A 15,689-nucleotide genomic window follows, 5' to 3' on the forward strand; every position below is an offset into this window, starting at 1 on the left:
ATCACATCCGCGAATGATGGCGAGCCCTACACCCCCGCCATCATCACGTATTTGATCTCGACATATTCTTCCATGCCGTGATGCGAGCCTTCGCGGCCGAGGCCGCTCTCCTTGACGCCGCCGAAGGGGGCGACTTCGGTGGTGATCAGGCCGGTGTTGACGCCGACCATGCCGGATTCCAGCGCTTCGGCGACTCGCCAGACGCGGCCGAGATCGCGGGAGTAGAAGTAGGAGGCGAGACCGAACGGCGAGGCGTTGCACATCGCGATGACGTCGGCCTCGTCCTTGAAGCGGATCACCGGTGCGAGCGGGCCGAAGGTTTCCTCCTGCGCCACCAGCGAGTCCGGCTTGACGTCGGAGAGCACCGTCGGCTCGAAGAACGAGCGCCCGAGTTCGCTGCGCTTGCCGCCGGTGACGACCTTGGCGCCGCGCTTGACGGCATCGGCGATGTGGCGCTCGACCTTGTCGACCGCTTTCAAATTGATCAGCGGACCCTGCGTGACGCCGGTTTCCGTGCCATCGCCGATCTTCATCGCCGCGACCTTCTTCGACAGCTTCTGCACGAACTCGTCGTAGATCTTGTCCTGGGCGTAGAGGCGGTTGGCGCAGACACAGGTCTGGCCCATGTTGCGGTATTTCGAGACAATTGCGCCTTCGACCGCCGCATCGATATCGGCGTCGTCGAACACCACGAACGGCGCGTTGCCGCCGAGCTCGAGGCCGAGCCGCTTCACACCAACAGAGGCCTGCCGGTAGAGAATTTTGCCGACCGCGGTCGAGCCGGTAAAGCCGACGAAACGCACGGCCGGATGCTCGCACAGCACCTTGCCGATCGGCGCTGCATCGCCGGTGATGATGTTGAGCACGCCCTTGGGGATGCCGGCCTTCTCGGCGAGCACGGCCAGCGCCAAAGCCGAGAGTGGCGTCTCGTTGGCGGGCTTCAGCACCACGGTGCAGCCCGCGGCCAGCGCCGGCGAGACCTTTCGGGTGATCATCGAGTTCGGGAAATTCCACGGTGTGATGGCGCCGCAGACACCGATCGGCTGCTTGATCGCAAGCAGGCGCGCATCGGGCCGCTGGGTCGGGATGGTCTCGCCATAGACGCGGCGGGCTTGCTCGGCGAAAAACTCGATATAGGCGGCGCCGATGTCGACCTCGCCGAGCGCTTCGGCGAGCGGCTTGCCCTGCTCGGAGGTGAGGATCAGCGCGAGGTCCTCGCGATTGGCGATGATCAGCTCGAACCATTTGCGCAAAATATTGGAGCGCTGCTTGGCGGTGTGCTTGGCCCAGGCCGGGAACGCGCGTTCGGCCGCTTCGACCGCCCTAGTGGCATCATCTACGGAGAGCTGCGGAACCTTTGCAAGCTCGACGCCGGTCGCGGGATTGTTGACGGCGAAGACCGGCGAGCCGACCCAGGCGCCGTCGATGTAGCAGGCCTCCTTCAGAAGCGACGGGTCCTTCAATCGGTCGCGCAGATTGGACGTGGCGTGCTGGGCACGAGCGGTGGCGGTCGGGGTCATGGCGTTACTCCCAAAGGCTTTTGCGGGCTGTTCCGGTTCGGCCGGAATATAGGGAAAAGCGGCGCGCAATGCACCGTCCCGCAACGCACATCTGCTGGGAGCCAGGCTGGGAGCGGCGCGTCCTTACGCCGCGCCGCTCAGATAGGTCTCGCGCCGCCCGATCATGCGCTCGGCGGCGGCCTTGGCGTCCGCCTTCGAAGAGGTCGCGCAGGTCCGGTATTCGAGATCGGGGACGTCGGAGGCGTTGCGGCGGCCGAACCAGGACTTTGAACCGACCGGCAGCAATGCAAGCGCCTGCGCCAGATTGTCGACCGCGCCGAACGAATAGAGCGCGCCGGTGCCGGCGATGCGGACCTCGTAGATACCGGGCGCGATCGGCGCTTCCAGGTTCTCGCCCCGTCCGGGACGGGGATAGCGCTTCCATTCACTCCAGGTCGAAATCATCTGAGGTCCCCCTCGCGGCCGGTGGGCGGCCGCCAAATTTGCATCAAGTCTTAACGTTGGCCCGCGATTGGGCCCGGTGCTGAACGCCACAACTCACAAAATGTTTCAAGTGCTCGAAAACTTTCGAAACATTTCGCCCAGGCCCATCCAAGGTCACGGCTCGTTGCGGCCATCCACCGAAGATTGTGACTGCGTGTTGCGGTTCGGTCTATTGTCGTCCTGCGTGGGTGACGGACCGTCAAGTCACGACATCGCGACCGCGGCAGGTATGTGGATGTGCTTGCCGCGCGGCGCACGCGGGAGGACAATCGATCGCTTCCAACAATAATCAAACCGGAGGAAACGCGTATGCAAGGCAAAGCTGAGATCGACCAGATTCTGCGCCAGAAGAGCGAAGCCAGGGAGATTCCGGGCGTCGTTGCCATTGCTGCCAGCGGTACCGACGTGCTGTATCAGGGCGCGTTCGGCAAGCGCGACCTGTCCAAGCCGGATGCGATGACCGCCGACAGCGTGTTCTGGATCGCATCGATGACGAAGGCGGTGACATCGGCGGGCGCGATGCAGCTCGTCGAGCGAGGCAAGCTGTCGCTGGATGCGCCGATCGGCGACGTGTTGCCCGATCTCGCCAAGCCGCAGGTGCTCGAAGGTTTCGATGCCAAGGGCGAGGCCAAGCTGCGGCCGGCCAAGGGGCCGATCACGCTGCGCCAACTCATGACCCACACGGCAGGCTTCTGCTACAACATGTGGAACGGCGATCTCGCGGTCTATCTGGACAAGAACGGCATCCCCGCCATCACCACCTGCCAGAACGCGGCGTTGAAGACGCCGATCATGACCGACCCCGGCACGCGCTGGGAATACGGCACTAATATCGATTTCGTCGGCAAGGCGGTGGAAGCCGTCAGCGGCAAGCGCCTCGATGCCTATCTGCGCGACAATCTGTTCGCACCGCTCGGCATGAGCGATACCGCTTTCAAGATCACCGACGACATGCGCAAGCGCCTGGTCGGCATGCATGCGCGCGGCGAGGATGGCCAACTCGCCGCGATCCCGTTCGAGCTCGAGCAGGAGCCCGAATTCCACATGGGTGGCGGCGGCCTCTATTCGACCGCAGCCGACTACATCAGGTTCACCCAGATGATCCTGAACAAGGGCCGCGGCAACGGCAATCAGGTGCTGAAGGCCGAGACCGTCGCGACGATGGGGCAGAACCACATCGGCGACCTCGCCATGGGCAAGATGACCACGGCAGCGCCGATGTACACCAATGACGTCGATCTCTACCCGGAACAGGTGAAGAAGTGGGGCCTCAGCTTCATGATCAACACCGCCAAGACCGCCGAGGGCCGCAGCGCGGGCAGCCTCGCCTGGGCGGGCCTCGCCAACACCTATTACTGGATCGACCCGGCGCGCGACGTCACCGGCGTGATCCTGATGCAGCTGCTGCCATTCGCCGACGCAAAGTGTCTCGAGGCTTTTGCCGGCTTCGAGCGCGGCGTCTATGCCGGGCTTGATGCCGGCAGCGGGCAGAAGGCGGCGTAAGGCGGCCAAACTCTCACGACGCGTCACGGCCGGGCTTGTTGTCCCGGCCGTCCACGCCTCTGGCTGGAGGACATGATCTTGGCAGACAAAGCCGACAGTTACGTTTGCGGCATCTCCGACACGCCGCTGCTCGGCGACACGATCGGGCGCAGCCTCGATCGGGCCGCGCGACGCTGGGGCGATCGCGAGGCGCTGGTCTCGCCCAGCCACGGCGTGAGATGGACATGGAAGGAGTTCGCCGAGCGGGTCGACGCGCTCGCCGCCGGATTTGTCGCACTCGGCCTCGAACGCGGCGAACGGATCGGCATCTGGTCGCTGAACCGGCCGGAATGGGCGTTGACCCAGTTCGCCGCCGCCAAGGCGGGTCTCATCCTGGTGACGATCAATCCGGCCTACCGGCTAAGCGAGCTGGAATTCGCGCTGCACAAGGTCGGATGTAGTGCCATCGTCACCGCGACGGCGTTCAAGACCAGCAACTACATGGACATGCTCAACACGCTGTTGCCGGAGCTTGCGAGCGCAAAGCCTGGGCAATTGCAGGCGGCGCGGTTGCCGGCCCTGCGCATCGTGATCCAGATCGGCGGCCCCGCCTGCCCGGGCACGATCCCGTTCGACGAGGTCGCCGGCATGGGTGGAACCCTGCACCGCGAGCAGCTCGCCGCGCTCAGTGCCGCCCTGCAATTCGACGATGCCGTCAACATCCAGTTCACCAGCGGAACGACGGGATCGCCCAAGGGCGTGACGCTGACCCACCACAACATTCTCAACAACGGCTATTTCGTCGGCCGCGCCATGCGCCTGACCGAAGCGGACCGCATCTGCATTCCGGTGCCACTCTATCATTGCTTCGGCATGGTGATGGGCAATCTCGCCTCCGTCACGCTCGGCGCAACCATGGTCTATCCCGGCGAGGGGTTTGATCCGCTCGCGACACTGCGGACGATCGAGCAGGAAAAATGCACCGCGCTGTACGGTGTGCCGACGATGTTCATTGCCGAACTCGATCACGGCGAATTCTCAAGCTTCGATCTGACATCGCTGCGCACCGGCATCATGGCCGGTGCACCCTGCCCGATCGAGGTGATGAAGCGCGTCAATAGCGAGATGAACATGGGCGAGGTCACGATCGCCTATGGCATGACCGAGACGAGCCCGGTCAGCTTCCAGAGCGCCGTCGACGATCCGCTCGATCGCCGCGTCTCGACGGTCGGGCGAATCCATCCGCATGTCGAGGTCAAGGTCGTCGATCTCGACGGCAAGATCGTCAAGCGCGGCGAACGGGGCGAGCTCTGCACCCGCGGCTACAGCGTGATGCTGGGCTACTGGGAGGAGACCGAGAAGACCGCGGACGTGCTCGACGCCAACGGCTGGATGCATACCGGCGACATCGCCATCATCGACGACCAGGGTTATTGCAACATCGTCGGCCGCATCAAGGACATGGTGATCCGCGGCGGCGAGAACCTCTATCCACGCGAGATCGAGGAATTTCTCTACCGCCATCCCAAGATTCAGGACGTGCAGATCTTTGGCGTTGCGGATACCCGCTACGGCGAGGAGCTCTGCGCCTGGATCCGGGTCAGGTCCGGCGAAACGCTGACGCTGGAAGAGGTGCGCGCCTTCTGCGATGGCCAGATCGCCCACAACAAGATCCCGCGTTACGTGGAATTCGTCGACGAGTTTCCGATGACCGTGACCGGAAAGATCCAGAAATTCCTGATGCGCGATGACGTGGAGCAACGGCTTGGGCTGAAAGCCGCAAAGACTGCGTAGGTTGCCAACCCAATCGTCATTGCGAGCGCAGCGAAGCAATCCAGAATCTTTCCGCAGAGGCAGTCTGGATTGCTTCGTCGCTGCGCTCCTCGCAATGATGGGGGAGAGAGTCCGCGTTACACGGTCAGGCCGCGCTGCCCGGCGAGCTCCTTCAGCGACACCTGCGGACGCGCGCCGACGTGCTGGATCACTTCGGCGGCTGCGAGCGCGCCGAGTTCGCCACATTGCTTGTAAGGCAGGTTGCGCGCCAGACCGTACAGGAAGCCGGCAGCAAAGAGGTCGCCGGCGCCGGTGGTGTCCACGAGTTTCGCGATCGGAGACGCCGGCGCTGCGACTGCGTCAGTTGGCGTCACCACCACGCAACCCTTCTCGCTGCGGGTGACCACGCCGAGATTGACGTCATTGCGCAGCTGCTTGAGCGCGGTGTCGAAATCCGAGGTCTGGTAGAGCGAATGCAGCTCGGACTCGTTGGCGAACACGATATCGACGGTGCCGTTGCGCATCAGTCCCAGGAACTCGTCGCGGTAACGATCGACGCAGAAGGAATCCGACAATGTCAGCGCCACCTTGCGCTTGGCATCATGGGCGATCTTGGCCGCCTTGACGAAGGCGTCCTTGGCGTTCTTGGGGTCCCAGAGATAGCCCTCGAGGTAGACGATGCCGGCCGCGGCGATCTCGGCCGGGTCGATGTCGGTGGGCGACAAATCCTGCGCGGCACCGAGATAGGTGTTCATGGTGCGCTCGCCGTCATCCGTCACCAGGATGTAGGAGCAGCCGGTCGCAGGGCCGTCCTTCGCCGCGGGCGTGTTGAAGGCCACGCCGGCCGCGCGGATGTCGTGGACGTAGAGCTTCCCGATCTGGTCGTCCTTGACCTTGCCGACATAGGCGGCGCGCGCCCCGAGGCTGCCGATGCCGACGATGGTGTTTGCAGCCGAACCGCCGGAAACTTCCGTCGCCGGGCCCATGTCCTTGTAGATGGCGGCGGCCCGCGCCTCGTCGATCAGGGACATGCTGCCCTTGGTCATGCCGTGCTTGCCCAAGAAGGCTTCATCGGTCTTGACCAGCACGTCGAACAGCGCGTTGCCGATGCCGAGAACGTCATATTTCACGTCAGCCATTCACCTTGATCCTGTTTGGCGGATTGCGATACCCGCGGAAATCCGCTTCCTGTCGGTCTGAAATCTGGCTCGCGGCCTATCACGACCGGCCCTTCGCGGGCAAGCAACGGTATTATGCAGTTCCGATGATCCGCTCCTTCCTGACCGTCTCGACGGGGACACTGGCTTCACGGCTGCTGGGCTTTGCACGCGATTCCCTGATCGCGGCGCTGCTCGGCACCGGCGCCGTGGCGGACGCGTTTCTGGCGGCATTTCAGCTCGTCAATGTGGTGCGGCGCCTGCTCAGCGAGGGGGCGCTGAATGCGGCGTTGATCCCGGCCTGGCTGCGCGTTCGTGACAGCAATGGCGAGGCGGCTGCGGCGGCGTTCGCGGGACGCGTGCTCGGTACGGTCAGCGCGGGCCTGATCGCAATCTCGATCGTGATTGCACTTTTGATGCCGCTGATCATCATGATCATCGCGCCGGGCTTCGTCGGCAGCGCATCGCTCGAGCTCGCCGTCCAGAATGCGCGGCTGATGCTGCCTTATCTCGCCTTCGCGGGACCCGTCACGGTGCTGATGGGCCTGCTCAACGCGCAGGGTCGCTTTGCACTCACCGCGTTCTCGCCGCTGCTGTTCAACATCGCCCTGATCGCCGCCATCGCAGCACTCCTGCTGTGGCACGCCGATGCAACCGTCGCTGCGTGGATGCTGGCGGCTACAGTCGGCATCGCCGGCCTGTTGCAGCTCCTGATGCTGCTGTCGCAGCGAAGCGCGCGTCTGGCGACACCGCTGCGCGTGAGCTTCGACAAGGACATGCGCGGCTTCTTCGCCAAGGCGATCCCGGGCATGATCGCAAGCTCCGGCCCGCAATGGCTGATGGTGGCCGGCGCGATCATCGCCTCCGCCACGCCCGCCGCGGTCTCCTGGCTCTATTTCGCCAACCGTCTGATCGAGCTGCCGCTTGGCATTGTCGGGGTCGCCATGGGTACGGTGCTGGTGCCGGAGCTGACGCGCGCGGTGAGGAGCGGCGATCGTAATGCGGTTGCGCATGCGGAATCGCGCGCACTGGAACTCGCGACCGGGCTGGCGCTGCCGGCGACGTTCGGCCTGATCGTACTCGCCGAGCCGATCGTGCGGCTGCTGTTCGAACACGGTGCCTTTGGCGCGGAGGACAGCGCGGCCACGGCGCACGCCCTGATGTGGCTGGCGCTGGGACTGCCGGCTCACGTGCTGATCAAGGCGCTGTCCCCGGCCTATTTTGCCCGTAGCGACACCATGACGCCGCTGCTGGCGACAGCGAAGGGGTTCGTAGTCGCGGTCGCGCTCGCGATCCTGCTCAGTCACTTCCTCGGCGCAAGCGGGATCGCCGCCAGCATTGCCGCCGGCGCCTGGAGCAGTGCGATCTCGCTGCTCCGGAAAGGCAGCAGTGAATTCGGCTTCTCGGTCGATGCCGCCGCCCGCAAACGGCTGCCGCGAATCGTGCTCGCCGCGCTCGCCATGGGCGCCCTGCTCTGGCTGACCGCGGGCCTCTTGCCTTCGGAGGCCCATGGGCTCATCCGCTTCATTGCGCTGGGCTCACAGATCGGCGCCGGAATCGTCGTCTATGGCTTGCTCCTGCAAATCCTCGGCGTCGCGTCCTGGCGCGAGGCGGCCGGTGCCTTGAAGCGCCCCGCCCGGCCCGATCCCGGCGCCTGAGGTTAGCGAAATACCCTTGACGAGGCAGCGCCGCTGTTGGAAACGACGCCCGATTGTCTCCAGGAAAGCTTGCTAGGACAGCTAACCATGCCATTCGTTGAACGGGTTTTTTCGGGCGTCCAGCCGACGGGCAATCTGCACCTCGGCAATTATCTAGGCGCGATCGTCAACTTCGTGAAGATGCAGGAAACCCACAACTGCATCTATTGCGTCGTCGACATGCACGCGATCACGCAGGGCGTGGACGTCTGGGGCGGACCGGTCGAGCTCGCGCGCAACACCCGCGAGGTGACCGCGGCGTTCATCGCCAGCGGCATCGATCCCAAGAAGCACATCGTGTTCAACCAGAGCCAGGTCTCGGGCCATGCCGAGCTCGCCTGGATCTTCAACTGCGTCGCGCGCATGGGCTGGCTGGGTCGCATGACCCAGTTCAAGGAGAAGGCCGGCAAGGACCGCGAGAACGCATCCGTCGGGCTGTTCGACTATCCCGTGCTGATGGCGGCCGACATTCTGCTCTACCGCGCCACCCACGTGCCGGTCGGCGAGGACCAGAAGCAGCATCTCGAGCTCTCGCGCGACATCGCGCAGAAGTTCAACAACGACTTCGGCGACTCGATCCGCAACCTCGGCGCCAATGACGGTCTGTTCTTCCCGCTGCCGGAGCCCCTGATCACGGGCCCGGCGACGCGCGTGATGAGCTTGCGCGACGGCACCAAGAAGATGTCGAAGTCGGACGCGTCCGATAATTCGCGCATCAATTTGACCGACGACGCCGACACCATCGCGCAGAAGGTGCGCAAGGCCAAGACGGACCCCGAGCCGCTGCCGACCGAGGAGAAGGGTCTGGAAGCGCGCCCCGAGGCCGACAATCTCGTCGGCATCTACGCAGCCCTCTCGGGCCGCTCCAAGGCCGACGTGCTCAGGGATTTCGGCGGCGGCCAGTTCTCCAGCTTCAAGAATGCGCTGGTGGAGCTGTGCGTCACCAAACTCGCGCCGATCGCCGGCGAGATGAAGCGCCTCGTCGCCGACCCCGGCCATATCGACGCGATCCTGAACGACGGCGCCGACCGGGCCCGCGCGATCGCCGACGAGACCATGAAGCTCTCGAAGGACATCGTCGGCTTCATTCGCCCGCGCTAAGGCGCGTTCGCGCAAACGCGGCCGACGCCACCGCGCCGGCCGCTTCTGCTCTCCCCAAGCACGACGGAGTGTGGCAGCATGTCAGCCGTGCACATTCCGGGACATGCATGACCAGCAAGCGACTTTGCTTCGAGCCGGGTCACAAGCCCAAATGCCTCGTCATCGTCGACGACACCGCCGAATGGGATCGCGCGGTCTACTATGCCAGCCGCTGGGCGATCCGCGCCGGCGGCGGCGTGGTGATGCTCCGCATCATCGAGCCCGAACAGCAGAGCCAGGAATGGCTGGGGGTCGCCGACATCATGCGCGCTGAAGCGCAAGAGGCGGCAGAAGCCGCGCTCGACCGTGCCGCCGGCCGCGCCAACGGCATCGCCGCGATCACGCCGGAACGGGTGATCCGCGAAGGCGGCGCCATGGAACAGCTGCTGGCGGTGATCGACGAGGACCCCGACATCGCCATGCTGGTGCTCGCCGCGAACCCCGGCGCGGAGGGCCCGGGGCCGTTGGTCAACCTGCTCGCGCACGCGCTGGGCACGTTCCCGGTGCCGGTGACGGTCATTTCCGGCGCACTAAGCGACCAAAGCGTGGATTCGCTGTCCTAGACGGTTGCTCGTTCGTCTCGCCTCGTTGGCCGGCAGAGGGAGAAGCGGGCACCCTAACCCGCTGATATAACAGGTGAACGGCCAGCTTACCCCTTGACCGTGCGTTCGCCGTCGCCATCTGCTAGTGGATAGAGCACGCGCCGGCCTTGAACCGGCGACGTCTGGAGAAAACCATGTTCATTCAAACCGAAGCCACTCCCAATCCCGCCACGCTGAAGTTCATTCCCGGCCGCGTCGTGGTCGACGGCGGACCGATGGAATTTGCCAACCGCGAATCGGCCGCGCGCTCGCCGCTCGCCGAAAAGCTGTTCGAAGTCCCCGGCGTCACCGGCGTGTTCTACGGATCGGACTTCATCACCGTGACCAAGGCGGACGGTGAATGGCAACAGCTCAAGCCCGCGATCCTCGGCGCCATCATGGAGCACTACATGTCCGGCGCGCCGCTGCTCGCCGACGGTGCGGCCGCGAGCGATGTCGATCTCGATGACGAGGACGAATTCTTCGACGAGGCCGATGCCGAGACGGTCGACATGATCAAGGATCTGATCGAGACCCGCGTGCGGCCGGCGGTCGCCAATGACGGCGGCGACATCACTTTCCGCGGCTTCAAGGACGGCATCGTCTATCTCAACATGAAGGGCTCCTGTGCCGGCTGCCCGTCATCGACCGCAACGCTCCAGCACGGCATCCAGAACCTGCTCAAGCACTTCGTCCCCGACGTGGTCGAAGTGCGGCCGATGTAAATTGCACGCGCGACCCATCAATTGGACTCCGTCATGCCCGGGCTTGTCCCGGGCATCCACGTTCTTGGGGCGCAAAGTCGTGGATGGCCGGGTCAAGCCCGGCCATGACCACCGGGATGATGCTATGATCGTTCCATGCTGATCCTCGCCATCGATACCGCGCTGGAAGCGTGCGCGGTTGCCGTTCTCGACACCGATTCCGGCCAGCTCCTCGCGCAGGAGCAGCTTCTGATGAAGCGCGGCCACGCCGAAGCGCTGATGCCGATGATCGCGCGCGTGATGCTATCAGCCAATCTCGCCTTCACCGCGCTTGATCGCATCGCGGTCACCATGGGCCCCGGAAGTTTCACCGGCCTGCGCGTCGGCATTTCGGCGGCCCGCGGCCTTGCGCTTGCCGCGAAGCGGCCCGCCGTCGGCCTGACCACCTTGTCGGCCTATGCCGCCGCCGTCGTCGGCCAAAGCGGGGCGGCGCCGGTGATCTCGGCGATCGACGCGCGGCACGACCACGTCTATTTCCAGATCGTGGCCGGTGACGGCAGCCAGCTGGTACGGCCGGGCGTCGCTCCCATCGACGAGGCGATCGCGGCTTCGCAATTCGGCGCGCCGCATCTGGTCGGCAATGCCGCGAAGATCCTCGCCGAGCGCTGGCCGAAAGATATGCCGCAGCCGATCGCGGTCGACGCGCAGCCCGCGCCCGACATCGGCTGGGTCGCATGGCTTGGCGCCGCGGCCGATCCCGCGACAAATCCGGCGCGGCCGTTCTATCTGCGGGCGCCCGACGCAAAGCCGTCCGCACAACTGCCGCTTGCAGCACAAGCCGCAAGCTCATGATGAGATGGTTCTCGGAATGGTGGCGCGGCGGCACGGCCGTCGTCGAGCCGGCTCTCGCACGTGACGTCGCACGGCTCGCGCAGCTCCACGGCGCCTCCTTCGCACGCGGTTGGGGCGAAGGCGAGTTCGAGAGCATGCTCAGCGAGCGCAACACGCTGGTGCACCGGTTGCGCGTCGGCCGCAACACCGTGGGCTTCGCGGTGTCGCGGATCGGCGCGGACGAAGCGGAGATCCTCTCGATTGCGGTCGACCAGGCCCATCGCGGCCGCGGCCTCTCTCGCACGCTGCTGATGACCCATCTCGGCCACCTGGCAGGGCGCGGCGTGCGCACAATATTTCTCGAGGTCGAGGAAAATAACCAGCCGGCGCGGCGGCTCTACGATCGAGCCGGATTCATGGTGGTCGGACGCCGCGAACGCTACTATAAGCAGCCGAACGGGGAACAATTGAACGCACTTCTGATGCGACGTGACTTGTCGTAACATTGATGGCAGAAAGCGCCCCGTCAGGCGGACATCACATGACTGGTCTTAAACCTTCCCCCGCTTCCAAGGCGTCCGGCATCGAGGCGCGCTGTGCCGCCACCGGCATGCGCATGACCGAGCAGCGCCGTGTCATCGCCCGCGTGCTCGCGGAGGCGGTCGATCATCCCGATGTCGAGGAACTGTACCGCCGCTGTGTCGCCGTCGACGACAAGATCTCGATCTCGACCGTGTATCGTACCGTCAAACTGTTCGAGGATGCAGGCATCATCGAGCGCCATGATTTCCGCGAAGGGCGCGCGCGCTATGAGCAGATGCGCGACAGCCATCACGACCACCTCATCAACCTGCGCGACGGCAAGGTGATCGAGTTCACCTCCGAGGAGATCGAGAAGCTCCAGGCAGAGATCGCCCGCAAGCTCGGTTACAAGCTGGTCGATCATCGGCTCGAACTCTATTGCGTCCCGCTCGACGACGACAAACCCACGAATTAAGTGCCCGTCGATCTCGTCATCTTCGATTGCGACGGCGTGCTCGTGGACAGCGAGGTGATCTCCTGTCGCGCGCATGCGGATGTGCTGTCCAGGCACGGCTATCCGATCACATCGGAACAGGTGCTGGTCCGCTTTCTCGGCGTATCCGAGAAAGATGCACGGCGAATGGTCGAGCAGGAGATTGGCCGCAATCTTCCCGATGATCTCGAGAGCCAAGTGAATGCGGCGACGCTGCAATTCTATGCCAGCGATTTGCAGCCGATCACCCATGTGGCCGCAGCGATTGGCGCAATCGATTTGCCCAAATGCGTTGCGTCGAGCGGCACGCCGGAGAAGATCCACCACGGCCTGACCTGCGCCGGTCTCTACGATTTGCTTGCTCCCAACATCTTTTCCGCGAGCCAGGTCGCGCGCGGCAAGCCCGCGCCCGATCTCTTTCTCTTCGCCGCCGCGCAGATGAATGTCGCGCCGGAGCGGTGCCTCGTGATCGAGGACAGCGTCCCCGGGGTGACCGGCGCGCATGCCGCCGGGATGACCGTGCTGGGCTTTCACGGTGGCAGCCATTGCCCGCCGGGCCACGCTGAAAGACTACGGGCCGCCGGGGCCGGATTGACGTTCGACGATATGCGGCAATTGCCGGAACTGGTCCGGCGGGTCGCGGCGGATACCCTGGCGGGCTGAATCCCGCCTCTCGGCGTCATTCCGGGCGATGCGCCAGCATCGAACCCGGAATCTCGTGCCAAAACCTCTGGATTCCGGGTTCGCGACTGCGTCGCGCCCCGGAATGACGACCGAAAAGACCCCCAATCGCTGGATTTTCGCGGCTCCAGCCTATATCTGAGGGCAGTCCTCCCACCTCAATTCCGGATTCCATGACGCCGCCGCGCAAGCTGCACATCAAATCATATGGCTGCCAGATGAACGTCTACGATGCCCAGCGCATGGTGGACACGCTGGCCCCGGAAGGATTCGTGGAGACGGCCAGCGCTGATGACGCCGACCTCGTCATCCTCAACACCTGCCATATCCGCGAGAAGGCCTCGGAAAAGGTCTATTCGGAGCTCGGCCGCCTGCGCGTCGCCAAGGACGCCGCCGCGCGCGACGGGCGCACCATGCAGATCGCGGTCGCAGGCTGCGTGGCACAGGCCGAGGGCGAGGAGATCGTGCGCCGTGCACCCGCGGTCGACGTCGTGGTGGGACCGCAGAGCTATCATCATTTGCCGCAGCTGTTGAAGCGCGCCGGCCATGAGGGCCGCGCCATCGAGACCGAATTCCCTGCCCAGGACAAGTTCGGCTTCCTCGCCCAGCCCAAGCCCGGCGCGATCCGCGCCCGCGGCATTTCCGCTTTCGTCACAGTGCAGGAAGGCTGCGACAAGTTCTGCACCTTCTGCGTCGTGCCTTACACGCGTGGCTCGGAAGTCTCGCGGCCGGTGGCAAAGATCGTCGACGATGTGAAGCGGCTCACTGAGAACGGCGTGCGCGAGCTCACGTTGATCGGACAGAACGTCAACGCCTATCACGGCGAGGGGCCGGACGGAAAAAGCTGGCCGCTCGGCAGGCTGCTGGAGCACCTCGCGGCGCTTCCGGGCGTCGCGCGGCTGCGCTATTCGACCAGCCATCCGCGCGATGTCGACGACAGTTTGATTGCAGCCCATCGCGATCTCGATGCCTTGATGCCGTTCGTGCACCTGCCGGTGCAGTCGGGCTCGGACCGGATTCTGGCCGCCATGAACCGGAAACATACCGCCGATGATTATCGGCGTGTCGTCGACCGTTTCCGGTCCGCACGCCAAGACATTGCTTTCTCATCAGATTTTATCGTCGGCTTCCCGGACGAGAGCGAGCAAGATTTTCTCGCCACCCTCGCGCTTGTCACGCAAATCGGCTACGCTGCGGCGTATTCGTTCAAATACTCCGCCCGGCCGGGAACGCCGGCCGCGGACATGCAGGAGACGGTGTCCCCCTCCGAGATGGACCAGCGATTGGAGCGGCTCCAGGAACTGATCGACAGCCAGCAATCGGCCTTCAACAAGGCTGCGATTGGCTCAACGGTCGATGTGCTGTTCGAGCGTCCGGCCCGCAAGGACGGCCAGATCGTCGGCCGCACCGCCTTCCTCCAGCCCGCGCATGTGATGGCCTCGCCCGACATCATCGGACAAATCCTGCCGGTCCGGATCGACAGCCTCGAACGCTACAGCTTCCTCGGTGAGCTCGCCATGGCGCACGAGCCCGCTTTATCGCCCATCGCCACTGGAGCCTGAACCCTTGCCCAAAAGCGCATCGGATTCGTCTTCTTCCATCGCTCCTAGCCGCAAATTTGACCGCGACATGCAGGTTCCACCCGAGACCCAGGTCGTCATCGACTTCGACGACAACCGCGCCGCATCCGCGCTGGTCGGCCCTTACGGCCAGCATCTGGCACAGATCGAACGGCGGCTCGGCGTCGTCGTCGATTCCAAGGGCAACCACATCACCATCGGCGGCTCGCGCGACGGCTGCGATGCCGCGCGCCGCGTGCTGGAGACACTCTATGCCCAGGCCGTGAAGGGGCAGGATCTCGACCAGGGCGAGGTCGAGGGCGCGATCCGTGCCGTGATCGCGCAGGGCTCGCTATTCGAGTTCGACGCCAAGTCGGCCAAATCCACCTTCGACAGTATCAATTTGCGCAAGCGCCCGGTGCGCGCGCGCACGGCGGCGCAGGATTCCTACATCCGCGCGCTGAAGCGCCACGAGTTGGTGTTCGGCATCGGCCCCGCCGGCACCGGCAAGACCTGGCTCGCGGTCGCCCATGCCGCGCAACTGTTCGAGCGCAAGGAAGTCGACAAGATCATCCTGTCCCGCCCGGCGGTGGAAGCCGGCGAGCGGCTCGGCTTTCTGCCCGGCGATCTCCGCGAAAAGGTCGATCCTTATCTTCGCCCGATCTACGACGCGCTCTATGACCTGATGGACGCGCGCATTGTCGAGCGCGCGCTGCAGACCGGCGAGATCGAGATCGCGCCGCTTGCCTTTATGCGCGGTCGCACGCTGACCAACGCGGCCATCATCCTGGACGAGGCGCAGAACACCACGTCGATGCAGATGAAGATGTTTTTGACCCGTCTCGGCGAGAACAGCCGCATGATCGTCACCGGCGATCCCTCGCAGATCGACTTGCCGAATGGCCAGACCTCGGGCCTCGCCGAGGCGACGCGCCTGCTGAGCGGCGTCGAAGGCATTGCGCAAGTTCATTTCAAGGCCGAAGACGTGATCCGCCACGAACTCGTGGCGCGGATCGTCTCCGCCTACGAAGGGGCACCGCAGCGGCCGGCCGCCGGTAAATCCTGA

Annotated in this window: 15 protein-coding genes; 12 read left to right on the forward strand and 3 right to left on the reverse strand. The window is 64.7% G+C overall.

The annotated features are described in order from the left end of the window. Positions 1-26: 26 nt before the first annotated feature. The gene (locus ABIB66_RS07640) at positions 27-1,520 is read right to left on the reverse strand and encodes an NAD-dependent succinate-semialdehyde dehydrogenase (RefSeq protein ID WP_354205766.1); all 1,494 of its coding nucleotides are present in this window, start codon (positions 1,518-1,520) and stop codon (positions 27-29) included. A 123-nt stretch (positions 1,521-1,643) separates the two neighbouring features. Continuing rightward, positions 1,644-1,964, reverse strand: coding sequence for a hypothetical protein (locus tag ABIB66_RS07645; protein ID WP_007603877.1), 321 nt, complete (start codon positions 1,962-1,964; stop codon positions 1,644-1,646). A 348-nt stretch (positions 1,965-2,312) separates the two neighbouring features. On the opposite strand from ABIB66_RS07645, the gene ABIB66_RS07650 reads away from it, so the two are divergent. Next, positions 2,313-3,506, forward strand: a complete 1,194-nt coding sequence (locus ABIB66_RS07650) for a serine hydrolase domain-containing protein (RefSeq protein ID WP_354205763.1) — start codon at positions 2,313-2,315, stop codon at positions 3,504-3,506. Positions 3,507-3,584: 78 nt separating this feature from the next. After that, a complete protein-coding gene (locus ABIB66_RS07655) occupies positions 3,585-5,279 on the forward strand; it encodes an AMP-binding protein (RefSeq protein ID WP_354205761.1) in 1,695 nt (564 codons plus the stop codon). Between the two features lie 116 nt (positions 5,280-5,395). On the opposite strand, the gene ABIB66_RS07660 is transcribed toward ABIB66_RS07655, so the two are convergent. Then, positions 5,396-6,397: an adenosine kinase gene (locus ABIB66_RS07660; protein ID WP_354254654.1), complete on the reverse strand. Its 1,002-nt coding sequence runs from the start codon at positions 6,395-6,397 to the stop codon at positions 5,396-5,398. A 125-nt stretch (positions 6,398-6,522) separates the two neighbouring features. On the opposite strand from ABIB66_RS07660, the gene murJ reads away from it, so the two are divergent. The 10 genes from murJ (at position 6,523) to ABIB66_RS07710 (ending at position 15,689) form a co-directional block, all read left to right on the forward strand. Then, on the forward strand, positions 6,523-8,073 hold the full coding sequence (gene murJ, locus ABIB66_RS07665) for a murein biosynthesis integral membrane protein MurJ (protein WP_354205757.1): 1,551 nt from the start codon (positions 6,523-6,525) through the stop codon (positions 8,071-8,073). A gap of 87 nt (positions 8,074-8,160) precedes the next feature. Then, positions 8,161-9,213, forward strand: a complete 1,053-nt coding sequence (trpS, locus tag ABIB66_RS07670; protein WP_354205755.1) for a tryptophan--tRNA ligase — start codon at positions 8,161-8,163, stop codon at positions 9,211-9,213. A 107-nt stretch (positions 9,214-9,320) separates the two neighbouring features. Continuing rightward, on the forward strand, positions 9,321-9,815 hold the full coding sequence (locus ABIB66_RS07675; RefSeq protein WP_275168742.1) for a universal stress protein: 495 nt from the start codon (positions 9,321-9,323) through the stop codon (positions 9,813-9,815). A 173-nt stretch (positions 9,816-9,988) separates the two neighbouring features. Next, a complete protein-coding gene (locus ABIB66_RS07680; protein WP_247404955.1) occupies positions 9,989-10,558 on the forward strand; it encodes a NifU family protein in 570 nt (189 codons plus the stop codon). Between the two features lie 135 nt (positions 10,559-10,693). Further along, a complete protein-coding gene (tsaB, locus tag ABIB66_RS07685; protein ID WP_354205752.1) occupies positions 10,694-11,389 on the forward strand; it encodes a tRNA (adenosine(37)-N6)-threonylcarbamoyltransferase complex dimerization subunit type 1 TsaB in 696 nt (231 codons plus the stop codon). Next, positions 11,386-11,871: a ribosomal protein S18-alanine N-acetyltransferase gene (rimI, locus tag ABIB66_RS07690; RefSeq protein WP_354205750.1), complete on the forward strand. Its 486-nt coding sequence runs from the start codon at positions 11,386-11,388 to the stop codon at positions 11,869-11,871. The genes tsaB and rimI overlap by 4 nt, the downstream gene beginning before the upstream one ends. Before the next feature lie 38 nt (positions 11,872-11,909). Then, the gene (locus ABIB66_RS07695; protein ID WP_275168750.1) at positions 11,910-12,365 is read left to right on the forward strand and encodes a Fur family transcriptional regulator; all 456 of its coding nucleotides are present in this window, start codon (positions 11,910-11,912) and stop codon (positions 12,363-12,365) included. Then, the gene (locus tag ABIB66_RS07700) at positions 12,366-13,046 is read left to right on the forward strand and encodes an HAD family hydrolase (protein WP_354205748.1); all 681 of its coding nucleotides are present in this window, start codon (positions 12,366-12,368) and stop codon (positions 13,044-13,046) included. Positions 13,047-13,237: 191 nt separating this feature from the next. Further along, positions 13,238-14,626 carry a tRNA (N6-isopentenyl adenosine(37)-C2)-methylthiotransferase MiaB gene (miaB, locus tag ABIB66_RS07705; protein ID WP_354205746.1) on the forward strand — a complete coding sequence of 463 codons (1,389 nt, stop codon included), beginning with the start codon at positions 13,238-13,240 and terminating at the stop codon, positions 14,624-14,626. Between the two features lie 4 nt (positions 14,627-14,630). Next, the gene (locus tag ABIB66_RS07710) at positions 14,631-15,689 is read left to right on the forward strand and encodes a PhoH family protein (RefSeq protein WP_219678884.1); all 1,059 of its coding nucleotides are present in this window, start codon (positions 14,631-14,633) and stop codon (positions 15,687-15,689) included.

The organism is Bradyrhizobium sp. F1.13.3 (genome assembly GCF_040548265.1).
In the GTDB taxonomy this organism is placed as follows: domain Bacteria; phylum Pseudomonadota; class Alphaproteobacteria; order Rhizobiales; family Xanthobacteraceae; genus Bradyrhizobium.